We start from the raw sequence: 25,004 nt of genomic DNA, 5'->3' as shown, positions 1-25,004 counted from the left end.
TATTATTCATAAAAAAGGACACTAAAAAGTGTCCTCTAAAAGTTGGTTTTGTAAAGTAAGAAGGTTGTTATTTTTTTTCCTTTTTACTGTCTCGTAATTTTTTTACACCAAATGCAGCTGCCCCTGCCAATAAAATGGATAGTCCTCCATCTAATGGTATAGAGTCATTGTTCCTTTTTTTGTTGGAACCATTTCCATTGTTGTTAGTGGAGTTACCGTTTGTCTGGGTATAACCGCTGTTGCTATTGTGCTGCCCATGGTTGTTCGATGTGCCACCTCCATTGTTGCCATTATTCCCATTTCTATTCCCATTCCCGTTATTTGGGCTAGCATAAGAATGAAATGTGAAACTTAAAATAGCTATAAATATAGCTATGGCTTTAAAGCTAATTTTTTTCATTGAAATTATGAGTTTTTGTCTTATTTAATTTAATCAAATTTAGCAAAGGATTGACTTATTATTTTTTATATTCGATGAAAAGTATAATTATTACTTTTACCTGCCTGTGTGGTAAAATCGCTGGAAATAAGATGGTTGTGTTTTTTTTGGTTAGGTAACCTTTGGTTTTTATTATAGCTTATGTTTTTATAAAGTGAAAACGATAGGTGCTTTTTCTAAATGGTCAATTCCCATTTTTACCTTAATGAATTTGTTGAATCAAATTTGTGATTAATCCATTGTTCTATGAAAACCAAAATGGTTATTTAATTTTTGAAATTGTTTTCAATCCATAAAAAATTCAGAATCATTAAAGGTTTTTTGAAGAATGTCATAACTATTAATCCTTAGCTTTAAAAGTAATAATTTAATAATATAAAACATGTTGTTTTTATTGGTCAACGCTAATGCGTTCAGTATATTTGTCTATCTAAATAAGAAAATAATATGAGCGAAAATACCCCACTAACATTTGACGTATTAATTGAAATACCTAAAGGCAGTAGAAATAAATACGAGTACGATTTTACATTACATAAAATTCGTTTTGATCGTACCTTGTTTTCATCTATGATGTATCCTGGTGATTATGGTTTTATACCTGAAACATTAGCACTAGATAAAGATCCATTGGACGTACTTGTATTAGGGATAGAACCAACATTCCCTATGGTGGTGATGGAAGTTAAACCAATAGGTGTTTTTTATATGACTGATGAAAAAGGACCAGATGAGAAAATCATTTGTGTTCCAGTATCCGATCCGGTTTGGAGTAATCGTGATGATATTTCAGAATTGAATCCGCATCGTTTAAAAGAAATTGAACACTTTTTCCAAGTATATAAAGATTTGGAAGAAAAGAAAGTTGATGTAGGTGGTTGGGGAAATGCCCAGGATGCTATTAAGATTTATCATGAATGTGTTAAACGATACGATGAAAGCGATCACAAGAAAAAAAGAACCTTTACAATTTAATTGTAGAATCCTTATTTTTAATTAGAATAAATGAGCCATCTTTAATTAAAGGTGGCTTTTTTTATCACTTATATTTTCCTATTTTTAGTCCTTTAATAAATCAATTAACCAATATAAACTAACTGACTTAATATGGACTTAATAGTGAATTATTTGCCTCTTTTTGGGGTTTTAGCATTGGCATTTGTATTTGTCAAAAGTTCCTGGGTGAACAAACAGGATCAGGGCACGGAAAAGATGATACGAATTGCTAAAAACATTACCGATGGCGCCATGGCGTTTCTTAAAGCAGAATATAAAATTCTTTCAATTTTCGTGGTTGCCGTCGCCATTTTATTATATTTTAAAGGCACTGCAGAAGCAGGCTCACATGGTATGGTTGCCATTTCTTTTATAGTTGGAGCTATTTGTTCTGCACTAGCTGGATTTATAGGAATGAAGGTGGCAACTAAAGCAAATGTACGAACAACACAAGCAGCCAGAACTTCTCTAGGAAAGGCCTTAGAAGTTGCCTTTGCTGGTGGAGCTGTTATGGGACTTGGTGTGGTAGGTCTTGGTGTTTTGGGTTTAAGTGGTCTATTTGCTATTTATCAGGAAATATGGCCGGGCGAAGAAAATGTTACGTTAGTGCTTAATGTACTTTCTGGGTTTTCGTTAGGAGCTTCATCCATTGCATTATTTGCACGTGTAGGTGGAGGTATTTATACCAAGGCTGCCGATGTGGGTGCTGATTTAGTAGGAAAGGTTGAAGCAGGTATTCCAGAGGATCACCCACTAAATCCTGCAACTATAGCTGATAATGTTGGCGACAACGTTGGAGACGTTGCTGGTATGGGTGCAGATTTATTTGAATCGTATGTAGGTTCAATTATTGGTACTATGATTTTAGGAGCATTAATAATAACCCCAGATGTAGCTGGTGGTATGGGTGCTGTTTATTTGCCTCTAGTACTAGCTGCGGTTGGAATTATCATGTCAATCGTTGGGACTTTTTTTGTTAGGGTTAAAGATGGTGGTAATCCACAAACAGCCTTGAATATTGGCGAATTTGGTTCGGCCGGATTAATGGTTATAGCTTCTTATTTTATTATAACTTATTTTATTCCAGAGACTTATAGCTTTAAAGGTGTGGAATATTCAGCTATTGGTGTTTTTTGGGCAACTATAGCGGGATTAACAGCAGGTTTGGCTGTTGGTAAAGTAACTGAATATTATACAGGTACGGGTAAAGGGCCTGTAAATTCTATAGTCAATCAATCGGAAACGGGAGCTGCAACAAACATTATTGCCGGATTAGGTGTTGGTATGATGTCTACCATGATCCCTATCATTCTTATTGCAGCAGCAATCTTGGTATCGCATTATTTTGCTGGTTTATACGGGATTGCAATTGCAGCCGTAGGTATGTTAGCAAATACAGGTATTCAATTAGCTGTTGATGCATATGGTCCAATTTCAGATAATGCTGGTGGTATTGCAGAAATGGCAGAATTACCAAAAGAAGTTAGAGAACGTACCGATAAACTAGACGCTGTGGGTAATACAACTGCAGCTATCGGTAAAGGTTTTGCTATTGCATCAGCCGCTTTAACGGCTTTGGCATTATTTGCAGCATTTATGGAAACTGCGAATGTAATTTCTATTGATGTTTCAAAACCAGATATCATGGCAGGCCTGTTAGTAGGAGGCATGTTGCCATTTGTGTTTTCTGCTTTATCAATGAATGCGGTTGGACGTGCTGCAATGGCTATGATTGAAGAGGTGCGTAGACAATTTAGAGATATTCCTCAGTTAAAGGCTGCTTTAGCTGTGATGAGAAAATATGATTCTGATATGAGTAAAGCTACCAAAGAAGATAGAGCTATTTTTGATGCGGCTGATGGTTTTGCGGAATACGACAAATGTGTGGCTATCTCAACAAAAGCTTCTATAAAGGAGATGGTACTTCCAGGTGTTTTAGCTATAATAGTTCCTGTTTCAGTAGGTTTTATTGGAGGAGCAGAAATGTTAGGAGGTCTATTAGCAGGTGTAACAACATGTGGAGTGCTTATGGCTATCTTCCAATCGAATGCAGGAGGTGCTTGGGATAATGCTAAAAAAACTATTGAGGAACAGGGGAAAAAGGGAACTGATGCACATAAAGCTGCAGTTGTAGGTGATACTGTTGGAGATCCATTTAAAGACACGTCTGGACCTTCCTTAAATATTTTGTTAAAATTAATGAGTGTAGTGGCATTGGTTATTGCACCAAGTATTGCTTTAAATTCGGAGATTGTTAACGCATATGTTTCTGAAAGTGCTCCCGAAAAAATAGAGATTTTTAAGGAAGTAAAGGTAGATATGCATAAAAATGATGATGGCACGGTTAAAGCAGTAGTTACTACTATTATTAACAATAACGGGGTGAAATCTACAAGTTATGAAACCTTTCAAGGAGCGGAGGCCGACGTTAAGGAAAAAATTGCTTCACTAAAGGATAAAAAGACAGAAAAGACCAAAGTTCACTAAAGAAACTCCCTTTTGTCGACATTTTAAACACGCTTTTTAGCGTGTTTTTTATTTTACCGCAAATTTCACTTTGTTTTCAAGTTAAAGTTATTATATTTGGAATTGGTTAACCAGTTTGGTTATCCAATATAGTAAAGTAAGCTGATGAAAAACCGAATACTTCTTATCCTAATAATGTTTGTTTTTGTTGCACAATCACAGGTGGTTAGTAATAATACCGAACTGCAAAGTGCTATTTCAAATGCAACTGCTGGAACAACGATTATTTTGGCTAATGGTATTTGGAATAACACGATTATCAGTATTAATAAAACAGGTGCCGCTGCAAACCCAATTACAATAAAAGCTCAAAATCCAGGTCAGGTTTTCCTTCAAGGTGCTCCTCAAATTAGTTTAGGTGGAAATTTTATCATTTTTGAGGGTTTTGTTTTTAAGAACCCTTCAAATTTAGTTTCTGTTTCAGGAGGTAGCAAAACAACCATAGAACCTATTATCGAATTTAGAGATGCGAGTAATAATGAATGTAATAATTGCAAAGTAACTAACATAAAAATCGATAGTTTTAATGGTACAGCTTCGCAAGCGACGGATACTTTTAAATGGATAATTATATACGGACAGTATAACGAAATAAGTCATAGTTCCTTCATTGGTAAAAATGGAGTTGGGAGCATCATAAATGATAATCGCGATAATGCGAAGGCCAATTACACAAAAATTCATCATAACTACTTTGCGGAAAGAACACCTGTGGGCGACTTAAATGCCTTAAATGATCAAGATGCTATTAGAATAGGAAATAGTGCAACATCCTTATCGGATTCGTATACAGAGGTTTATAATAATTTTTTCTATAAATGGAGTGGTGAGATAGAAGTTATTTCCAATAAAAGCGGAAAAAACAAGTATTATAACAATACGTTTAGAGATTATAGTGGAGCCCTAACGTTAAGACATGGCAACAATTGTGATGTGTTTGATAATTACTTTTTAGCAAATAATTACCCAATGTCGGGAGGTGTCCGAGTAATGGGTGAAGGTCATAAAGTTTACAATAATTATATTGAAGGTATCAGATCTAGAAAGGAAGATGGTTCTTCATCGAATGGTACTGGAGGTATTAATATTGCCAACGGTAAATCAGATGGTGTATTAAATGGATATTTACCAGTTATTGATGCAATTATTGTGAATAATACCTTGGTAAACTGTGATTATGGAATACGCGTTGGGACTACATTTGACTCTAATACACAAAACGTGGCTCCAAATAATGTTATTATAGGCAATAATATTATATTTCTAGATGAGGTAATTACAAACGCAAGTTCAAACCGGGCATTACAAGTTGTTACCCAGTTAACGGGAGACTCAAAGTATGAAAATAACATAAAACAAACAGGTATTTGGGATTCTTTTGGAACTGTATCAGCAACAGGCAATATAAACGTTGAATCTGGATTGTTAGTTTCGGGGGCTGACTTTTACAGATTACCATCTGGAAGTTCGGCTATAAATTATGGTGCTGGTACTTATAACTTTTTAACGGAAGATGTTTTAGGTAGTTCAAGGCCAACAACATTTTTTGATGCGGGTGCTGAAGAATATGGAGGAAATGGAACAAATTTCCCTTATAAAGAGGAAGATGTCAATGTAAAAATAGGGTTTCTATCGTCCCCTTCGCCATATATTTCATTGTCTACGAATGCACTGGAGTTTAATAAAACTGAAAATAGCTCAAGTTTTGATATTAGTTCAAATGTAGATTGGAATATTTCAGAAGAAGCTTCCTGGATAAGCATTAATCCGATTAGTGGTAGTAATGGTAGCACTGTTACAGTAACTGTTTTAGAGAATTCAACGGGTGTGAATAGATCTGCTACTATTACAGTTTCCCAAAATGGTGGAGGAGAAAGTTCCACACTTATTGTGAATCAGTCAAACGGAGTTTTTATTCCTAGCAATGCTGAAAAAATTACAGGACTTACTGTAACTGGTGTTGGAACTCAGACGGGCGGTATTAATATTCCTGAAAATACGCTTGACTCTAATACAAGTACTAGGTGGTCCGGTGAATCTTATACAGGGTCTGCTTATTTAACCTATAATTTACAATGTCCTAAAATAATTAGCAGTGTAAAAATTTATTTTCTTAACGGAGATACAAGAACATCTTCCTTTAAAATAGCAACTTCAATTGATGGGGTTAATTTTACTGATGCAACAGGAATTGTAACAAGTTCTTTGGCAGCTGGTTTTCAAAATTTCCCATTAATATCAAACCCAACGGTGCAATATGTTAGAATTTTGGGCTATGGAAATTCTTCTCCAAGTGGCTGGAATAGTTATCAAGAGGTAGAAATTTATGGAGAAAACACGTGTTCTATATTAAATAATTATGATGCCGTTTTAAAAGAAAACAAATTAATATTGTACCCAGTTCCCGTGAAGGATGGGTATCTAAATTTGAATTCCAAAACCGCTAGTATTGGTAGCGTTAAAATATTTGACGTTTTGGGTAAAGTATTATTTTTTCAAAAAATTGAATCAACTACAGCTAAATTAGATGTTAGTCATCTAACTAGTGGGGTTTATTTTTTGAAAACAGATACTACGATTAGTCGCTTTGTTGTTAACTAATTATTTCTTTTGAATTCCTACAAGGATATGTGGTGCTTTTTTAAAAGGTTCCTACCAAACCTAAAGTGCCGTATCCAGCTTTGAATTGCCAGCTTATTTGTTTCGGTTTTTTATAGTTGTAGGCATTGTTCTTTTTCATAAAATTATCAACACCGTCAACCACCACAACACTAATGGCCATACCTAGGCCAACATCGCTTAACCAATGTTGTTCTGCCCACAATCTGCTAAGAGGTGCAATGGAGCCAACAGCATAAATTCCCGCCTTCGCCCAAAAACTATCAAACTGTTTGGCAATAGCATGTGCCATTGAAAACGAAAGAATAGAATGACCAGAAGGAAATGAATGATAGCCAGCGGTTCCTTCAAAAGGTTTAAAATCATTACGATCACCTGTCATTGGACGGGCACGTCCCGCTGCTGTTTTGGTAATAGATTGTATAATGCCAGATGTTGCTGCCGACGCAATAATTAGTACACCTGCATGTCTTACTTTTTCATTGTCTGTAATAAGTCCAAAACCATATACGCCTGCTGAAACCATAAAGAAGTTTTGCGGACTACCAAAATACCATCCAAATTCTTTAAAAAACTGTGGCACATCATCGTTTTGATTTTTAAAAAACGTGCGTGCTTCATTATCAGAAAGGTATAAAATACCTGAACCAGCAACAATACCTCCAGCGGTAATAAAATCATCCTTTTGCCAGCGAAGCGGTTGGGTAAACCCGTTGCCTATACTTTTTAAGGTGAATTTACCATCATATGCAAGCTGCTTCCAAACTCTGTTTTTTGTTGCAACAGTGTCAATACTATCTTGCGCAAATACATTGCCTGCATATGTGAAAACAATAGAGTATATGAGGCAAATAAAGAGTTGTCTTGCTTTCAATTAAAGTGGTTTTAAAGAATGAAAATGTTTTGTTTTTTAGTCTCTCAAACTAAAATAGACCATTAATTTCTGCATCAATGGTATTAATAACGAAACCTAAATCTTCTGGTTTGTCTACAAAATCTAATTTATCAACATCTATAATTAATAATTTCCCCTTGTTGTAACCATGAATCCAAGCTTCATAGCGCTCATTCAATCGGCTTAAATAATCAATGCTTATTGTGTTTTCATAATCGCGCCCACGTTTGTGAATTTGCGACACCAAATTTGGAATGGTACTTCTTAAATAAATCATCACATCCGGACCTTGCACCAGGGATTCCATTAAATCGAACAAAGATTTATAGTTTTCATAATCGCGATTCGTCATTAAACCCATGGCATGTAAATTGGGTGCGAAAATATGAGCATCTTCGTAAATGGTTCGATCCTGAATGATGTCTTTTCCACTTTCGCGAATTTGCAAAACCTGACGAAATCTACTATTTAAAAAATAGACTTGTAAATTAAAACTCCAACGTTCCATTTGGTTGTAAAAATCATCCAAATACGGGTTGTCCACAACATCTTCTAGTTGCGGCTCCCACTTATAATGTTTCGCTAGTAATTTTGTAAGTGTTGTTTTTCCGGCGCCAATATTTCCAGCAATTGCAATATGCATAAGTTAATTGATTTTTAATTGGTATTTATATAGAGTTTCTGCGGCGTAAAGATACAACGTTTGGTTAGCTACAGAAAACTGATTTATTAACAAATTTGGCAATGAAATTGGAAGTATGGATTCCGTGTTTTTCTTCAAGTAGCTCAGGGTGTTACCTTTTTTTAAAATAACATCTTCGTTATCTATGGCAATGCTTTCAAAGGCATCATTTTTAGTTTTTATCATCAAATTTCCAAAATAATCATACTTATATAAATGGGTTTTGGTTAAGACCCAACAATAATTATAATTACTTTTTACATCCAGAACAGGACTTTGAATGGGCAAAGTTTTGGCACGTGTGGTGTTGGTCTTATAATCAAAAAGCTCTAATTGTTGTGTGTTTTCATTGAAAATCCAAAGTGTATTATCGGAACCTGTTGAAATATGAGATATGTTTTTATACTCCGGAAGAGTACTGAAATCTATTTTAAACATTTCAGCTAACCGGTTATCTAGAATTAAAGCGGTATTAAAATCCTTGTAAAAGATATTAATTTTTAAAGGGTTGAAGGTGTTTACCGATGTAATAGCTCCTAATTGAAAGTTGCTATAACCAATATCAATACCTTTGGTATCTACGCTATTTTTAAAAAGTACGTTTTCTAAAATATAAAAGGTGGTGTCAAAATTGTTTGTGCTTACAAATGCGTCTGCAAACAATTCTTTGTTTTCTTTCAAAGTTGTTTTAATAATGTCTTGAGAAGCGATAGGTAGTGTAAAAACACAAAGTAAGTATAGATGGTATTTCATAATGAAGCGAAAAGTACGAATTTTAATAAAACAATTAAGCCGAACATTAAATTATAGTACGGCTTTTTAAATTTAAGGAATTTTTAACGTTTACGCATTAAACTTATTACAAATTTGCAAGTCAAAACTATTTAAAAATTAGTTTTAAATCTGATATACAAAAACCAGTAACATATGAAACGTCACTACACTAGAATTAGTCTTATTTTTTTTACCATTTTTTTGTCTGTTATGGCTTATGCGCAAAAGGAATTTCAAGGCAAAGCCTATTATGAATCCAGAACCACGGTTGATATGAGTAATTTTGGAGGAGGCGATATGAGTGAGGAACGCAGAAAACAAATTGCCGATCGTATGAAAAGCATGTTGGAGAAAACCTATGTTTTGACTTTCAATCAATCTGAATCTATGTATAAGGAAGAAGAAAAACTGGATGCGCCAGGAGGTGGTAATAACCGTTTTGGAGCTATGATGAGCAGTTTTACAGCCGGACCTCAGTACAAAGATATAAAGGGTAAAAGGTTGTTACAGGAGCAAGAATTTTTCGGAAAACAATTTTTAATTAAAGATTCATTGCCAAAGTTAAATTGGAAAATGGATGGAGAATCAAAACAAATAGGGCAGTATATGTGCTTTAAAGCAACCACTACAAAAACCGTAGATGCTGTGGATTTTACTAGCTTTAGAAGACCGTCAAACAATACAGAAACTGATACGCCTGCTACTAAAGAAATTGAAGTAGTTGCTTGGTATACCATGCAAATTCCAGTTAATTTGGGTCCTGATGAGTATTGGGGTTTACCTGGTTTAATTTTAGAAATTAATGCTGATAGAACCACTATTTTGTGTTCTAAAATTGTAATAAATCCAGAAGTTAAAGAAGTTATTAAAATACCTTCAAAAGGAAAAGAAGTTACAAAAGCTGAATATGCTGATATAGTAAAAAAGAAAACTGAAGAAATGCGCCAAAATTTTAGAAGCGGCGGCGGACCTGGCGGCGGCGGACGTAGATAAATTAAATCTTCCCTAAGAAAAACAGTAAATCAAGTCTATTAACTATTTTTTACTCCTAAAAGATTAATAGCAAAAATGTGTGTCCATAATTAAGCAATAAAATAAACACTTGAAACAAACAATTTTCGCGTTGCTGTTTTTAGCAACAAGTTCAGTAGCTCTTTCCCAAATAAAATTAGAAGGTATAGTAAAAGATAGTATAGGAAGTCCTCTTGAATTGGCTAATATAGTAGCCATAAACCAAGAAACCAAAGCGCTAGATGGTTATGGAATAACAACCGACCAAGGAGGTTACAAACTCACTTTAAAAAAAAACACCACCTATAAACTTCAGATTAGTTATATAGGGATGAAAACCAATGAACAAATTTTAGAAACGAAAGAATCGGATATAGTTAAGAATTTTACCATGCAAAATGATAATACTTTAGACGAAGTAAATATCGTTTACGAAATGCCTGTAGTTGTTAGGGGGGATACATTAATATATAACGCCGATTCGTTTAATAAAGGTACCGAACGAAAGTTAGGTGATGTTCTTAAAAATTTGCCAGGGGTAGAAATTAATGATGAAGGCCAAATACAGGTTGAAGGGAAAACCGTGTCTAAAATTATGGTTGATGGTAAAGAATTTTTTGATGGAGATACCAAGTTAGCTACACAAAATATTCCATCAAATGCAGTTGATAAAGTGCAAGTTCTAAAAAACTATGCAGAAATTGGGCAATTAAGTGGTGTTACCAATAACCAAGATAATGTGGCTATTAATATTAAATTGAAAGAAGGTAAAACTAATTTCTGGTTTGGTAATATTACTGCAGGCGGTGGTGCTTCAAACCAAAATGAGTTGTACTTATTGCAACCAAAATTATTTTATTACAGTCCGAAATACAGTATTAATACCATTACGGATTTAAACAATATCGGTGAAATTGCTTTTACTCGTCGCGATTATTTTAACTTTACAGGGGGTTTCAGAAGTCCAAGCAGAAGTAGCGGTACTAATATCAATTTAGGAACCAATAGTCTAGGATTTTTAACAACACAGAACGATCGCGCTAAAGCTATCAATACCAAATTTAGTGCAGCTAACTTCAGCTGGTCTCCTAACAAAGCTTTAGATTTAAGCGGTTTTGCCATTTTTTCAGGCAATAGAACAGATATGCAAGAAATTAGGGATGTACAATATTTTGATAATGAGTTAAGAAACGAGAATAAAGAAAGTAACACCCACCAAAGTAGCGATTTAGGGATGCTTAAACTTTCGGCAAAATATAAACCTAATAGTAACAATCAATTAGATTATGATGTTTTAGGTCGTATCTCGAAAGAATCACAAGATCAAAGTGTATTTTCCACCCAAATAGGAACTATTACTGAGTTGGAGGGATCAAGCCCTTTTAGTATCAATCAAAATTTAAATTATTATTATACCCTTAATGCAACTAATATTTTTGCTTTTGAGGTTCAGCATTTGTTACAAGATGAAGATCCTTTTTATAATGCCATTTTAGAGGATAAAGATAATTACGAAAGTACAGCAAATATTTTAGGCTTGGATGCTTCTCAAATAGATTATAACCTTGCCCAAGATAAGCGTGTAAAATCCAATCAGATGGATGCTAAACTAGATTATTGGAACATTTTAAATAAGAAAAGTGATATTAATTTTACCGTTGGAAGCATCTTAAGTACACAGAAATTTAATTCTGAAATATTCCAGTTTTTAGATGATGATTCGCAATTCAATCCAACGCCAAACACTAACAATGGTTTAGATGTAAACGATATTAAATATAATTTTACAGATTTATATATAGCAACACATTACAGGTTGAAATCTGGAATTTTTACCTTTACTCCGGGTTTTTCGGCACATGCATACTCAGCAAAAAACACACAGCAAAATACAGAGTATACCGATAATTTTTTCCGACTCTTGCCTGATTTTAATATGTTGATGCAATTAAAAAAGAGTGAGCAAATAACATTTAACTATAAAATGCAAACACAATTTACGGATGTGTCTCAATTTGCAAGTGGTTTGGTGCTGAATAGCTATAGTTCTTTGTTTTCTGGGGAACCTGATTTAGGAAGCGCTTTGTCCCACAATCTAAATTTGTCTTATTTTAGTTTTAATATGTTTAATTATACTAATGTATATGCGAGTCTTAATTATAATAAAAGTATTGATAATATTAGAAATGTACTAGAGCCAGCAGATGCCAATAGTGTTATATTTATAAGTTCTCCTTTTAATTCGGCTTTTGCAGATGAAAGTGCAAGTGCCAATGGAAGATTTCAGCGCACCTTTGGAAAGCTCAGAGCTTCTCTAAATGGAAACCTTAGTTATTCAAAGTTTAATCAGTTTATAAATAATACACGTTCTATTAACGAAAGCTTCTCTCAATCTTACACAACTCAGTTAAGGACCAATTTTAAAACGGCACCTAACGTTGAGCTAAATTATCGTTATAGTATTCAAGAAAACAATAATACTAAGTTTTATACTAAGTCGCCATCTATAGAAGTAGATGCGCTTATTTTAAAAGTGTTTACGTTTAAAACAGATTTTTCATATACTAATTATAGTGATGAAGATAAAACCATAAATAATTATAAATTTTGGAATGCTTCTTTGTCCTATAAAAAGAATCAAGATTCCAAGTTAGAGTATGAGTTGAAAGCGACTAACTTGTTCAATACCAAGTCACAAAACAATACAAATTCCAGTAATATTTCGGTTAGTGCCACTGAATATTTTATTCAACCATTGTTCGCATCGTTTAGATTGCGATATGAATTGTAAAATAGCGCATTTTTATTTTGGATAATAAAGAAACTGTGATATATTTGCGCACGGTTTTGGGGAGATACTCAAGCGGCCAACGAGGGCAGACTGTAAATCTGCTGACTAAGTCTTCGCAGGTTCGAATCCTGCTCTCCCCACAAAACTTTAAAAGTCTGCAAATTTGCAGACTTTTTTATTTTTAGGAAATTAAAAAAGCAAGCTAAACAGCTTGCTTTTTTGTTTATGATAGTTTTTTCTTTTTATTTTTTATCACTAAAATAAGAAGGGCCAACACCAGACAAGAAATCTTCTCTTACAGGACTAAATGTGTCAATTAATTGTCCTTCTTCTAAACAAACGGCACTATGCAATAAATTAGGCGCAATGTACACACCATCTCCCGCTTCTATAATTTGCTTTACACCATCAATTTCAAATTCAAATTTACCTGAAACACAATAGGTAGCTTGTGTGTGAAAATGTTGATGTGGGGCACCTAATGCACCTTTTTCAAACTTCACGCTCACCATCATAATTTGGTTATCATAACCTAAGAATTTTCTTGATACGCCTCCACCAAGTACTTCCCAGTCCATGTCTTTTGTGATGATGTACTTTTCGCTGAATCTTTCCATTTTTTTTAATATTTTGTTATATAATTTGTGAAATAAAAATAATCTAAGCAAGATAATTAATTTCTAATAATTAGAAAAGTAAGAATTAGAAATTTTGTGATTTTAAGACACTTGTTTTGTGATTTTTTTTTGAAAGGATTACTATGCAATAATTATGATTAATTATGGAATCCAAAATTAGTTGTTATTGATTTAATGGTTGTTAAACGAAAGTAGCTGGAATTATTTACAGAGTCAAATGTTAGGAAGTCAAAAAAGAACACCTAAAGACATTTGTTTTCATTAAATTAGTTTTCAAACTTTTCAGCCTCCATCCAAAGTATAAACTATAGGTTTAATAGTCTCATCTTCTCCTATGCTCCTTTTTAATATTATCTAGTTAGAACCAAAACCAGATTTTTATTTTATCCTACTTACAGGATAGCTTCTGTTTGAGGTAATGTTGTTAAAAATTAAGGCAACTAAAAGCAGAATAAGTACTCCTGATAACACAGGTGATAGTACATATAAATACCCTAATGATTTAATATTTTCGGTACCAATTACCGCAATTAATGCGGTTGCGCCACCTGGTGGGTGTAGTGTTTTCGTAAATTGCATTAACACGATAGATAGCGAAACGGCTAGGGGTGCGGTAAGCCATATGATATCAGGAAACACTTTATAAACGGTAACACCAATAATAGCCGATAGCAAGTGGCCGCCAATTAAGTTTCTAGGTTGTGCTAAAGGGCTTTCAATAGCGCCGTAAAGCAAAACGCATGTTGCTCCAAATGATCCCACTAAAAACGTGTTTTCTAGTTTTGGTAAATATTGAGATTGCATAAAAGCGATTAGGCCGATACCAATAAAGGCGCCTAAAAAGGACCAAAAGTGTTCTTTATAGTCTATTAAGGTTTCTCTGTAAATAACGTATTTGGAAATGCGATAGGTTCTTTTTAGTTTTTTCTTTATCATTTTAAAATACGATTAAAAAATTAAAACGATTTAAATTTTTCGCAAAAACAAACCTTGTAAAATTAATTACAAGGTTTTTGATATTTGATTGAATAAGTGTTAGTTAAAGGCTGAAAGCAGCTTTTACTTTATCAATATAATCTAATTTTTCCCAAGTAAACAGCTCCACATCTAAGGTTACGCTTTCGCCATTTGGTTGGTTAAATGTTTTTGTTACAGTTTCATTTTTACGACCCATGTGGCCATAAGCAGCAGTTTCACTATAAATAGGAGCTCGTAATTTTAAACGTTCTTCAATGGCAAATGGGCGCATATCAAATACGTTTGAAACTATTTCGGCAATTTCGCCATCAGTCATGTTAAATGGGCAGGTTCCATAGGTGTTTATAAAAATTCCCATAGGCTCTACAACACCAATAGCATAACTTACTTGCACCAATACTTCATCGGCAACACCTGCAGCAACTAAGTTTTTAGCAATATGTCGTGTTGCGTAAGCAGCACTTCTGTCCACTTTACTTGGGTCTTTTCCTGAAAATGCACCACCACCGTGAGCACCTTTTCCGCCGTAGGTATCAACAATAATTTTACGTCCTGTTAAACCAGTATCACCATGTGGGCCACCAATTACAAACTTGCCTGTTGGGTTGATGTGGTATTTAATATCGCTATTAAACAATGTTTGTAAGTTCTCTGGTAATTTAGCAACCACGCGCGGTATTAAAATGTCAACAATATCTTTTCTGATTTTTGCAAGCATCGTATCATCATCAGCAAAATCGTCATGCTGAGTTGATACGACAATCGCATCAATACGTTGCGGTACGTTATCATCACTATACTCAATAGTTACCTGACTTTTAGAATCTGGTCTTAAGTAGGTGATTTCTTTGTTTTCTCTACGTAATTCGGCTAGTTCAATTAAAATACGATGCGATAAATCCAATGCCAGTGGCATGAAATTTTCGGTTTCGTTGGTGGCATAACCAAACATCATTCCTTGGTCGCCTGCGCCTTGTTGCTCTTTGGTTGCTCTATCAACACCGCGATTGATATCGTCCGATTGCTCATGAATTGCAGAAAGCACACCACATGAATTGCCATCAAACATATATTCGCCTTTTGTATAGCCAATTTTGTTTATTGTATCTCTCGCAATTTTTTGAACATCCAAATAAGTGTGTGATTTCACTTCGCCTGCAAGAATTACCTGTCCGGTTGTTACAAGGGTTTCACAAGCTACTTTTGAATTTTTGTCAAAAGCTAAAAAATTATCAATTAAAGCATCACTAATTTGGTCTGCTACTTTGTCTGGGTGTCCTTCGGAAACACTTTCAGAAGTAAATAAATACGCCATTTTTTTTTAATATATGCAGGAGATTTGACGAAAACGTCGAAGGAAGTTTACACTGCCTTTAGCATTTTTACTTATATTGAAATGTATTCAATATAAAGAGGTTGCAATCAGTCAAATCTATCCTCTGTTATTTCTGGCGCAAAAGTAAAAAAATAAAAGGAAAAGCAAATTGTTTTTTGCTTTTTTAACGAATTAATAGGGTATTATCGATTAATTTTGAACAGGCAAATATTAAAAGATATTTTCATGATTGTTTTTGTTAATATTTGGCATCGATATAAATTCATACTTATAAGCTAGTTGAAAGATGAAGCGACTTCAGGAAATGGCAGTTTTTTTTATGGATTATTTTTTCAATTTTGAACATCATAAAAAAATCAGTTTAAATAACTGTAAAACAACACTTTAAGTTATTTTTAATTACAATGAATTTAACCTTATTTCAGAAAAAAAGGCTGTTACATAATCTTAATAAATTATTTTCGGGCGTTATTTTTTGATAGAATGAGGTTTTTTTAACGAAAATAATATCATATTATAAAAACTAAATGTCTTTAAGACAAAGCATAAATTATCCAAATAAAAAATGAATAAACTTAATAAACATAGTAGCAGATTAACACAAGATATATCGCAACCGGCCTCTCAAGCCATGTTATACGCAGTAGGTTTAACAGACGAAGATATGCAAAAGGCCCAAGTAGGTATTGCAAGTACAGGATATGATGGTAACCCGTGTAACATGCACTTAAACGGTTTAGCTGCTGAAGTGAAAATTGAGTGTAAAATTGCAGGTTTAGTAGGTTTAGGGTTTAATACTATTGGTGTTAGTGATGGTATTTCTATGGGAACTTCAGGGATGAATTATTCCTTGGCTTCTAGAGATATTATTGCAGATTCTATTGAAACGGTTATGCAAGCTCAAAGTTATGATGCGCTTATCTCAGTTGTAGGGTGCGATAAAAACATGCCAGGTGCCGTTATTGCAATGTTGCGTTTAAACCGTCCATCCATAATGATGTATGGTGGTACTATTGCATCAGGAAAATATAAAGGAAGAAAATTGAATATTGTATCAGCTTTTGAGGCTTTAGGGCAAAAAGTAGCTGGTGAAATTGGTGAAGAAGAATACAGAGAAATTATAAAAAGTGCTATTCCGGGAGCAGGCGCTTGTGGAGGTATGTACACGGCAAATACCATGGCTTCGGCTATAGAATGTATGGGCTTTGCTTTACCATATAACTCTTCTATTCCTGCTGAAAATCCAAATAAATTATCAGAAGCTGAAAGAACTGCAATTGCTATCAAAAATCTTTTGGAATTGGATTTAAAGCCATTGGATATTATTTCAAAAAAATCGATTGAAAATGCCATTGCATTGGTAAATGCTTTAGGTGGTTCAACAAATGCGGTATTACACTTTTTGGCCATTGCTCATGCAGCGGATATTGAATTTACATTGGAAGATTTTCAACGTGTTAGCGATAGGACACCATTGATTGCCGATTTAAAACCAAGTGGAAAATATTTAATGGAAGATGTTCACGGTATTGGTGGAACACCTGCAGTAATGAAATATTTATTGGATAATGGTTATTTACATGGCGATTGTATGACCGTTACCGGAAAAACCTTAGCAGAAAATTTAAAAGATGTAGAACCACTAGTTTTTGAAAACGACCAAGACGTTATTTACCCAAAAGACAAAGCATTAAAATCTTCAGGAAATCTACAAATACTTTATGGTAACCTTGCGCAGGAAGGTGCTGTTGCAAAAATTTCAGGAAATGAAGGCTTACTTTTTGAAGGAAAAGCAGTGGTGTACGATGGAGAACAAGCAGCAAATACAGGAATTTCGAATGGCGAAGTAGAAAAGGGAGATGTTGTCGTTATCCGGTATGTAGGTCCAAAAGGAGGCCCGGGAATGCCAGAAATGTTAAAGCCAACTTCCTTGATCATGGGTGCTGGTTTAGGCAAGTCGGTTGCTTTAATTACTGACGGACGTTTTTCTGGAGGTACACACGGTTTTGTAGTAGGTCATATTACCCCAGAGGCACAAGAAGGTGGTACTATTGGATTATTAAAAACTGGAGATAAGATTAGAATTAGTGCCGAAGATAATACCATTAACGTATTGCTTTCTGATGAGGAATTAGCAGAGAGAAAGGCGAAATGGGTTCAGCCGGCTTTAAAACATACAAAAGGAATTTTATATAAATATGCAAAATCAGTAGCATCAGCATCTAAAGGATGTGTTACGGATTTGTAAAAAACAGTAATGTTTTGTCGTTCTCTCAATAGAGAGAATCTCATCATTAAAAGTTGAGAATTATGAATACAAAAACAGCAAATAAAACACAAAAAGTGGCAAAAGAAACCATACGGATTACAGGGAGTGAAGCTATTATTAGATGTTTAATGGCGGAAGGGGTTGACATTCTTTATGGGTACCCAGGAGGTGCTATTATGCCAGTTTATGATGAATTATTTAAATTTAAAGACCAAATACATCATGTATTAACTCGTCATGAACAAGGTGCCGCGCACGCAGCCCAAGGATATGCTCGTATTTCTGGTAGGGTAGGTGTTGCTATGGCAACTTCAGGTCCAGGGGCAACAAATCTAATTACAGGGATTGCCGATGCACAAATAGATTCTACACCTTTGGTATGTATTACTGGCCAAGTGTTTTCTCATTTGTTAGGTACAGATGCATTTCAGGAAACAGATATTATTGGCATTTCTACGCCAGTTACAAAATGGAATCATCAAGTAACGAAAGCTTCAGAAATTCCAGAAGTTTTAGCAAAAGCTTTTTATATAGCTAAAAGCGGTCGTCCCGGACCTGTGTTAATTGATATTACGAAAGATGCACAAGTTTCTGAGTTTGATTTTAGCTACGAAAAATGCACCGGCGTTAGAAGTTATACACCAATTCCGAAAACAAAGCCAGAGGCTGTTGCGGCTGCAGCAAAATTAATTAATGGAGCAAAAAAACCACTAATTGTTTGGGGGCAAGGTGTTATTTTAGGGAAAGCTGAAGCTCAATTAAAAGCTGTTGTAGAAAAAGCAGGTATTCCTGCAGCTTGGACTATTTTAGGGGCTTCCGCATTGCCAACGTCGCACCCACTAAATGTAGGGATGGTTGGTATGCATGGTAATTATGCACCAAACAAATTAACAAATGAGTGTGATGTGCTTATTGCCATAGGAATGCGTTTTGATGACCGTGTTACGGGTAACTTAGCCTCGTATGCCAAACAAGCTAAAATAATACATTTTGATATCGATCCGTCTGAGATTGATAAGAATGTAAAAACAGATGTTGCTGTAATAGGTGATTCTAAAGATAGTTTAGCGCAATTATTACCACTACTAAACGATAATAAACATGAATCATGGTTGCAAGAGTTTAAAGACTTGTACGATATTGAATTCAAAAAAGTTATAAAAGACGATCTTTATCCTACCAAAGAAGGTTTAACTATGGGGGAAGTATTAAAGCAAATCAATATAGAATCAAAAGGAAACGCTGCAATTGTTTCAGATGTTGGTCAGCACCAAATGATAGCTTGCAGATATGCCGAGTTCACAACAACTAAAAGTAATATTACTTCTGGTGGTTTAGGGACTATGGGCTTTGCTTTACCTGCCGCTATTGGCGCTAAAATGGCCGCACCAGAAAGAGATGTGGTTGCTATTATTGGCGATGGTGGTTTTCAAATGAATATTCAGGAATTAGGCACTATATTTCAACAACAAGTACCTGTTAAAATTGTAGTTTTGAATAACGAGTTTTTAGGTATGGTACGCCAGTGGCAACAATTGTTTTTCGATAAACGTTATGCCTCTACTGAAATGACAAATCCTGATTTTATAACCATTGCTAAAGGTTATTATATAGCCGGGAAACGCATTTCAAAACGCGAAGAACTTGCAGATGCAGTTAAAGAAATGATGGATTCCAAAGAATCATATTTCCTTGAGGTTTGCGTTGAAAAGGAGGATAACGTATTTCCAATGATTCCTTCAGGAGCATCGGTGTCGGATGTGCGTTTATGTTAATTAAAATAGATTTTAGAAAATAGAATATAGACAAAGGAATAGAGATGAATACATGAAATAGATGGATTAATTATAACAATCTATTTTCTAGCATCTTAAATCTAATATCTTAAAAAAAATGAACGAAGAAATAAAAACATTAACGATTTCAATTTATACCGAAAATAACATTGGTTTATTAAATCGTGTATCAGCAATTTTTCAACGCAGACACATTAATATTGAAAGCTTAACTACGTCTCAATCAGAAATTGAAGGGGTAAATAGATTTGTAATTGTTGTAAATATTACAGAATCTCAAGCTAAAAAGATTATAGGTCAGTTTGAAAAACAAGTAGAGGTTATTAGAGCATATTATCATACCGACGAAGAAACTATTTATACAGAGTCTTGTATGTTCAAAATAAAATCAGGTTTATTGTTTGAAGAGCCTCAAATTCAAAATATAATTAAAGAAAGCAACTCTAGAATTGTTACCGTAAATAAAGAGTTTTTTGTTTTAGAAAAATCTGGAAGAAGAAATGAAATTGAATCTTTACGTCGAGATTTAAACGTATTTGGCATTATGCAATTTGTGCGTGCCGGACGTATTGCAGTAACTAAAGACGAAATGAAAATAACCGAAGCGCTTTTGGCCTTCAATAATCAATAATAACTAAAATTAAAAATGGGAAATTATTTTAACACACTATCGTTAAGAGATAAATTAACTCAACTATCTAAGTGTCGTTTTATGGACTCTTCTGAGTTTGAAGATGGTGTAAATGCTTTAAAAGGCAAAAAAATTGTAATCGTAGGATGTGGTGCTCAAGGTTTAAACCAAGGGTTGAACATGAGAGATTCTGGTTTAGATATTTCTTATGCATTACGTGCTGAAGCGATTGCTGAAAAACGTAAATCATTTTTAAATGCATCAGAAAACGGCTTTACTGTTGATACTTACGAAGCATTAATTCCAACAGCTGATTTGGTATTAAACTTAACACCAGATAAGCAACATACAAGTGTAGTAAAAGCGGTTATGCCTTTAATGAAAAAAGGTGCAACTTTATCTTATTCTCACGGTTTTAATATTGTTGAAGAAGGCACACAAATACGTGAAGATTTAACAGTTATTATGGTGGCACCAAAATGCCCAGGTACAGAGGTAAGAGAAGAATATAAAAGAGGTTTTGGCGTGCCAACATTAATTGCGGTTCACGAAGAAAATGACCCAGAAGGAAAAGGTTGGGCGCAAGCAAAGGCCTATGCGGCAGCAACTGGCGGTGATAGAGCAGGTGTATTAGCATCTTCTTTTATTGCTGAGGTGAAATCGGATTTAATGGGTGAGCAAACTATCCTTTGTGGTTTGTTGCAAACAGGATCTATCCTTTGTTTCGATAAAATGATTGAAAAAGGTATTGAACCAGGTTATGCGTCGAAATTAATCCAATACGGTTGGGAAACTATAACGGAAGGTCTTAAATATGGTGGTATCACTAATATGATGGATAGGCTTTCAAACCCTGCGAAAATTAAAGCATTTGAACTTTCTGAAGAATTGAAAAACATCATGCGTCCATTATTCCAAAAGCATATGGATGATATTATGGAAGGTCGTTTTTCTAGCGGTATGATGGCAGACTGGGCTAATGATGATAAAGATTTATTAGGATGGAGAGCAGAAACAGCAGAAACTGCATTTGAAAAAACACCAGCAGGAGATGTTGAGATTTCTGAGCAAGAATATTACGATAACGGTGTGTTAATGGTTGCTATGGTAAGAGCTGGTGTAGAATTAGCGTTTGAAGCTATGACAGACTCAGGTATTATAGACGCTTCAGCTTACTACGAGTCGTTACACGAAACGCCACTTATTGCAAACACCATTGCAAGACGTAAATTATATGAAATGAACTCTGTGATTTCTGATACAGCTGAATATGGTTGTTATTTATTCGATCATGCTTGTAAACCATTATTAGCAGATTTCATGAAGAAAATCGATACCGACGTTATTGGAAAAGCATATGCTAAAGATAACGGAAAGGCAGTTGATAATGCTAAATTAATTGCTGTAAACAAAGCATTAAGAGAGCATCCAGTTGAAAAAGTAGGAGCCTTCTTAAGAGCCTCTATGACGGCAATGAAACCAATAGTTTAGTAAGAAAATAATTTTATACGGTCTGCAAGGTTTTTTATACCTTGCAGACTTACTATAAAAATTCATTAATGGACAAGGAGAAAGAAACATATTTTCCTAGTATTAAAGATATAACAGTAGCTGCCGATACCATTAAAAAGGTATCGGCAGTTACGCCTTTAAGCCCTAGCCTAAGATATTCAAATCAATTTAAAGCGAACATTTTTCTAAAGCGCGAAGATCTTCAGCAAGTACGATCTTATAAAATAAGAGGTGCTTACAACAAGATTAGTTCCCTAACTCCTGAGGAGTCTAAAAATGGCGTTGTTTGTGCTAGCGCAGGTAACCATGCTCAAGGTGTTGCTTTGTCTTGTAAATTATTAAAGATTTTAGGTACTATCTATATGCCTACACCAACGCCTAAACAAAAGATTGAACAGGTTAAAATGTTTGGTGAGGAATATATTGAAATTAAATTAGTTGGTGATACTTATGATGATGCTTACCATGCATCCATGATAGAATGCAACGAGTTTAATAAGACTTTCATTCATCCGTTTGATGATAAAAAGGTTATTGAAGGACAGGCAACCATAGGTTTAGAAATTTTTGAACAAGCCGAGGAGCCTATCGATTATGTGCTTATAGCTGTTGGAGGTGGTGGTCTAGCAGCAGGGTTGTCTACAGTCTTTAAAGAATTATCACCAAACACTAAAATAATAGGAGTGGAACCAGAGGGCGCGCCTTCAATGACCGTTTCTATTAAAAATAATAAAAACACGGAACTAGACCATATCGAGAAGTTTGTGGATGGTGCAGCAGTTAAACGTGTAGGTGATTTAACTTTTAATATCTGCAAAGAAAATTTGCACCGCACGCTAACTGTACCCGAAGGAAAAGTGTGTGAAACCATTTTAGAGCTTTATAATAAAGACGCTATTGTGGTAGAACCTGCAGGTGCTTTAAGTATTGCTGCATTAGAGTTTTGTGCTGAAGAAATTAAAGGCAAAAACGTTGTGTGTGTTGTAAGTGGTAGTAATAATGATATTACGCGTACTGCTGAAATTAAAGAACGTGCCCTGTTGTATGCCAATTTAAAACACTATTTTATTGTTTTATTTCCGCAGCGTGCTGGAGCATTGAAAGAATTTGTGGTCGATATTTTAGGCCCCAATGATGATATAACTCATTTTCAATACACCAAGAAAACCAATCGTGAAAATGGATCGGCAGTAGTGGGAATTCAACTAAAATCAGCATCCGATTTGGAGCCGTTAATAGCCAAAATGAAACAGCGTAATTTTTATGGTGACTATTTAAATAATAAACCAGAATTGTTTCAGTTTTTAGTTTAATTATTGTTTGTATAACTGCAGAATTGACTAGTTTTTTCGAAATCGTTTTCGTTTTATGTCATTCATTTATAAAGGAATTCAGCGTTAATTCTTAGTTATTTTTTATTCCTTTGAAAGTTTTAATAAGGATTTAGAGCGAATATAAAAGTATATTTGTTTTTTAAATTCTAACCTAAAAATTTAGATTATGAAAAAGCCTTTTATAGAAATTCCCGACCCACATAAAATAACAAACCTTTTACATCAAAAAACCTATTTGGTTGATGGCGAATTAAAAACCTGGAATGGAAAATCCACTGAAGTTTATTCAACTATTTCTTCAACAGAGAATTATAAACCTACAGTGTTAGGTACGATTCCTGAATTAGGAGAGAAAGAAGCTTTAGAAGCTTTAAATTCGGCATTAGGTGCTTATGATAACGGGCAGGGCTTATGGCCAACCATGAAAGTAGCCGATCGTATCGCTTGCATGGAAAAGTTTGTAGCCCAAATGAGAACGAAACGTGAAGAGGTTGTAAAACTTCTTATGTGGGAGATTGGCAAAACGTTACCAGACTCTCAAAAGGAATTTGATAGAACTGTAGATTATATTTATGATACCATTGAGGATTATAAACAAATAGATCGCGATTCTGCAAAGTTTGAAAAAAACGATGGCGTGTATGCACATATTCGTCGAGGTCCTATTGGAACAGTACTTTGTTTGGGTCCTTATAATTACCCGCTTAATGAAACATTTACCTTATTGATACCCGCTTTAATAATGGGTAATACGGTTATTTTTAAGCCTGCAAAAATTGGAGTTTTATTAATATCCCCGTTATTAGAAGCATTTCAAAATAGTTTTCCAAAAGGTACGGTCAATGTTATTTATGGTAGGGGTCGCGTGTTGGCTACACCAATTATGCAATCTGGTAAAATTGATGTTTTGGCTTTAATAGGTAATAGTAAATCTGCTAATGCGTTGCAATCTGAACATCCAAAAGGAAACAGATTGCGTATGGTTTTAGGGCTAGAAGCAAAAAATCCGGCAATTGTTTTACCAGATGCTGATTTAGATTTAACGGTTGATGAGTGTATTGCGGGAACCTTATCGTTTAATGGGCAGCGTTGTACAGCATTAAAATTAGTATATGTACACGAGTCGGTTGTAGATGAGTTTAATAAACGTTTTGCGGCCAAAGTAGATGCCTTAAAGTTTGGGAACCCATGGGAAGCCGGTGTTAAATTAACGCCACTACCAGAGGTTGAAAAACCAGCTTATATTCAAGAATTAATTGATGATGCTGTGGCTAAAGGCGCTACTATATTAAATGCCAAAGGAGGAGAAACAACCGAGAATTTTATATTTCCGGCTGTTTTATACCCAGTTAATAAAAGCATGCGTGTTTTTGAAGAAGAACAATTTGGTCCGGTTGTTCCTGTCATACCATTTTCAGATATAGAGGAACCTCTTAACGATATGGCGGAATCTAATTACGGACAGCAAGTAAGTTTATTTGGTGGTGATATAAAAACTATAGCACCATTAATTGATACCTTAGTGAATTTAGTGTGTCGGGTGAACTTAAATAGCTCATGCCAACGTGGACCTGATGTTTATCCGTTCACTGGAAGAAAAGATTCAGCGTTTAGTACTTTAAGTGTACACGATGCTCTTCGTTCATTCTCAATAAGAACTTTCGTTGCTTCAAAAGACAACGATTATAATAATGCTATTCTTAAGGAACTGTTAGATAAAAAAGCTTCTAACTTCATAAGTACCGATTATATTTTATAAACTATAAATAAACGCCCT

At 34.6% G+C, this 25,004-nt stretch carries 18 protein-coding genes and 1 tRNA gene; 12 read left to right on the top strand and 7 right to left on the bottom strand.

The features are described from left to right. Positions 1 to 67 precede the first annotated feature (67 nt). Positions 68 to 400, bottom strand: a complete 333-nt coding sequence (locus ABYI63_RS00680) for a PID-CTERM protein-sorting domain-containing protein (RefSeq protein ID WP_372752359.1) — start codon at positions 398 to 400, stop codon at positions 68 to 70. Positions 401 to 886: 486 nt separating this feature from the next. Here ABYI63_RS00680 and ABYI63_RS00675 point away from each other — a divergent pair, with 486 nt between their 5' ends. From ABYI63_RS00675 to ABYI63_RS00665, 3 genes are all read left to right on the top strand, one after another. After that, positions 887 to 1,414, top strand: coding sequence for an inorganic diphosphatase (locus ABYI63_RS00675; protein ID WP_372752357.1), 528 nt, complete (start codon positions 887 to 889; stop codon positions 1,412 to 1,414). A 132-nt stretch (positions 1,415 to 1,546) separates the two neighbouring features. Beyond that, positions 1,547 to 3,922 (top strand): sodium-translocating pyrophosphatase, encoded by a 2,376-nt coding sequence (locus ABYI63_RS00670; protein ID WP_372752355.1) that lies wholly within the window; start codon positions 1,547 to 1,549, stop codon positions 3,920 to 3,922. A gap of 144 nt (positions 3,923 to 4,066) precedes the next feature. Next, the gene (locus ABYI63_RS00665; protein WP_372752353.1) at positions 4,067 to 6,562 is read left to right on the top strand and encodes a chondroitinase-B domain-containing protein; all 2,496 of its coding nucleotides are present in this window, start codon (positions 4,067 to 4,069) and stop codon (positions 6,560 to 6,562) included. A 40-nt stretch (positions 6,563 to 6,602) separates the two neighbouring features. On the opposite strand, the gene ABYI63_RS00660 is transcribed toward ABYI63_RS00665, so the two are convergent. The 3 genes from ABYI63_RS00660 to ABYI63_RS00650 are packed head-to-tail and all read right to left on the bottom strand — an operon-like array spanning position 6,603 to position 8,910. Further along, the gene (locus ABYI63_RS00660) at positions 6,603 to 7,454 is read right to left on the bottom strand and encodes a phosphatase PAP2 family protein (protein WP_372752351.1); all 852 of its coding nucleotides are present in this window, start codon (positions 7,452 to 7,454) and stop codon (positions 6,603 to 6,605) included. A gap of 49 nt (positions 7,455 to 7,503) precedes the next feature. Then, on the bottom strand, positions 7,504 to 8,118 hold the full coding sequence (locus ABYI63_RS00655) for a deoxynucleoside kinase (protein WP_372752349.1): 615 nt from the start codon (positions 8,116 to 8,118) through the stop codon (positions 7,504 to 7,506). A 3-nt stretch (positions 8,119 to 8,121) separates the two neighbouring features. Next, positions 8,122 to 8,910, bottom strand: coding sequence for a hypothetical protein (locus tag ABYI63_RS00650; RefSeq protein WP_372752347.1), 789 nt, complete (start codon positions 8,908 to 8,910; stop codon positions 8,122 to 8,124). Positions 8,911 to 9,084: 174 nt separating this feature from the next. Here ABYI63_RS00650 and ABYI63_RS00645 point away from each other — a divergent pair, with 174 nt between their 5' ends. The 3 genes from ABYI63_RS00645 to ABYI63_RS00635 all read left to right on the top strand — a co-directional run bounded on the left by ABYI63_RS00645 (position 9,085) and on the right by ABYI63_RS00635 (position 12,873). After that, the gene (locus tag ABYI63_RS00645; RefSeq protein ID WP_372752345.1) at positions 9,085 to 9,924 is read left to right on the top strand and encodes a GLPGLI family protein; all 840 of its coding nucleotides are present in this window, start codon (positions 9,085 to 9,087) and stop codon (positions 9,922 to 9,924) included. Positions 9,925 to 10,033: 109 nt separating this feature from the next. After that, positions 10,034 to 12,733, top strand: a complete 2,700-nt coding sequence (locus tag ABYI63_RS00640) for an outer membrane beta-barrel protein (protein WP_372752343.1) — start codon at positions 10,034 to 10,036, stop codon at positions 12,731 to 12,733. Positions 12,734 to 12,791: 58 nt separating this feature from the next. Next, positions 12,792 to 12,873 (top strand) — tRNA-Tyr (locus tag ABYI63_RS00635). Between the two features lie 102 nt (positions 12,874 to 12,975). Here the strand turns inward: ABYI63_RS00635 and ABYI63_RS00630 are convergent. From ABYI63_RS00630 to metK, 3 genes are all read right to left on the bottom strand, one after another. Further along, a complete protein-coding gene (locus tag ABYI63_RS00630; RefSeq protein ID WP_372752341.1) occupies positions 12,976 to 13,350 on the bottom strand; it encodes a cupin domain-containing protein in 375 nt (124 codons plus the stop codon). 399 nt (positions 13,351 to 13,749) lie between these two features. Then, positions 13,750 to 14,307 (bottom strand): HPP family protein, encoded by a 558-nt coding sequence (locus ABYI63_RS00625; protein WP_372752339.1) that lies wholly within the window; start codon positions 14,305 to 14,307, stop codon positions 13,750 to 13,752. A 103-nt stretch (positions 14,308 to 14,410) separates the two neighbouring features. Further along, positions 14,411 to 15,664: a methionine adenosyltransferase gene (gene metK / locus ABYI63_RS00620; protein WP_372752337.1), complete on the bottom strand. Its 1,254-nt coding sequence runs from the start codon at positions 15,662 to 15,664 to the stop codon at positions 14,411 to 14,413. Between the two features lie 586 nt (positions 15,665 to 16,250). Between metK and ilvD the strand changes: the two genes are divergently transcribed. From ilvD to ABYI63_RS00590, 6 genes are all read left to right on the top strand, one after another. Next, positions 16,251 to 17,933 (top strand): dihydroxy-acid dehydratase, encoded by a 1,683-nt coding sequence (ilvD, locus tag ABYI63_RS00615; protein ID WP_372752335.1) that lies wholly within the window; start codon positions 16,251 to 16,253, stop codon positions 17,931 to 17,933. Between the two features lie 62 nt (positions 17,934 to 17,995). Continuing rightward, positions 17,996 to 19,729: a biosynthetic-type acetolactate synthase large subunit gene (gene ilvB / locus ABYI63_RS00610; RefSeq protein WP_372752333.1), complete on the top strand. Its 1,734-nt coding sequence runs from the start codon at positions 17,996 to 17,998 to the stop codon at positions 19,727 to 19,729. A 118-nt stretch (positions 19,730 to 19,847) separates the two neighbouring features. Further along, complete coding sequence (gene ilvN / locus ABYI63_RS00605) at positions 19,848 to 20,381, top strand: acetolactate synthase small subunit (RefSeq protein ID WP_372752331.1); 534 nt, start codon at positions 19,848 to 19,850, stop codon at positions 20,379 to 20,381. Between the two features lie 15 nt (positions 20,382 to 20,396). Beyond that, positions 20,397 to 21,872 (top strand): ketol-acid reductoisomerase, encoded by a 1,476-nt coding sequence (gene ilvC, locus ABYI63_RS00600; protein ID WP_372752329.1) that lies wholly within the window; start codon positions 20,397 to 20,399, stop codon positions 21,870 to 21,872. 68 nt (positions 21,873 to 21,940) lie between these two features. Further along, a complete protein-coding gene (gene ilvA, locus ABYI63_RS00595; RefSeq protein ID WP_372752327.1) occupies positions 21,941 to 23,206 on the top strand; it encodes a threonine ammonia-lyase IlvA in 1,266 nt (421 codons plus the stop codon). Between the two features lie 187 nt (positions 23,207 to 23,393). Continuing rightward, positions 23,394 to 24,986, top strand: a complete 1,593-nt coding sequence (locus ABYI63_RS00590; protein WP_372752325.1) for an NADP-dependent glyceraldehyde-3-phosphate dehydrogenase — start codon at positions 23,394 to 23,396, stop codon at positions 24,984 to 24,986. The last annotated feature ends 18 nt before the right edge of the window (positions 24,987 to 25,004 follow it).

This window comes from Mariniflexile sp. (assembly GCF_041583155.1).
GTDB lineage: Bacteria > Bacteroidota > Bacteroidia > Flavobacteriales > Flavobacteriaceae > Mariniflexile.
The sequence above is the reverse complement of the archived record's forward strand: the minus strand, read 5'-3'. Positions and strand labels throughout refer to the sequence as shown.

Excerpts from the sequence above, each read along its gene's own strand:
- ABYI63_RS00680 (WP_372752359.1), bottom strand. The coding sequence starts at position 400 with ATGAAAAAAATTAGCTTTAAAGCCATAGCTATATTTATAGCTATTTTA.
- ABYI63_RS00675 (WP_372752357.1), top strand. The coding sequence starts at position 887 with ATGAGCGAAAATACCCCACTAACATTTGACGTATTAATTGAAATACCT.
- ABYI63_RS00670 (WP_372752355.1), top strand. The coding sequence starts at position 1,547 with ATGGACTTAATAGTGAATTATTTGCCTCTTTTTGGGGTTTTAGCATTG.
- ABYI63_RS00665 (WP_372752353.1), top strand. The coding sequence starts at position 4,067 with ATGAAAAACCGAATACTTCTTATCCTAATAATGTTTGTTTTTGTTGCA.
- ABYI63_RS00655 (WP_372752349.1), bottom strand. The coding sequence starts at position 8,118 with ATGCATATTGCAATTGCTGGAAATATTGGCGCCGGAAAAACAACACTT.
- ABYI63_RS00650 (WP_372752347.1), bottom strand. The coding sequence starts at position 8,910 with ATGAAATACCATCTATACTTACTTTGTGTTTTTACACTACCTATCGCT.
- ABYI63_RS00645 (WP_372752345.1), top strand. The coding sequence starts at position 9,085 with ATGAAACGTCACTACACTAGAATTAGTCTTATTTTTTTTACCATTTTT.
- ABYI63_RS00630 (WP_372752341.1), bottom strand. The coding sequence starts at position 13,350 with ATGGAAAGATTCAGCGAAAAGTACATCATCACAAAAGACATGGACTGG.
- ABYI63_RS00625 (WP_372752339.1), bottom strand. The coding sequence starts at position 14,307 with ATGATAAAGAAAAAACTAAAAAGAACCTATCGCATTTCCAAATACGTT.
- metK (WP_372752337.1), bottom strand. The coding sequence starts at position 15,664 with ATGGCGTATTTATTTACTTCTGAAAGTGTTTCCGAAGGACACCCAGAC.
- ilvD (WP_372752335.1), top strand. The coding sequence starts at position 16,251 with ATGAATAAACTTAATAAACATAGTAGCAGATTAACACAAGATATATCG.
- ilvB (WP_372752333.1), top strand. The coding sequence starts at position 17,996 with ATGAATACAAAAACAGCAAATAAAACACAAAAAGTGGCAAAAGAAACC.
- ilvN (WP_372752331.1), top strand. The coding sequence starts at position 19,848 with ATGAACGAAGAAATAAAAACATTAACGATTTCAATTTATACCGAAAAT.
- ilvC (WP_372752329.1), top strand. The coding sequence starts at position 20,397 with ATGGGAAATTATTTTAACACACTATCGTTAAGAGATAAATTAACTCAA.
- ilvA (WP_372752327.1), top strand. The coding sequence starts at position 21,941 with ATGGACAAGGAGAAAGAAACATATTTTCCTAGTATTAAAGATATAACA.
- ABYI63_RS00590 (WP_372752325.1), top strand. The coding sequence starts at position 23,394 with ATGAAAAAGCCTTTTATAGAAATTCCCGACCCACATAAAATAACAAAC.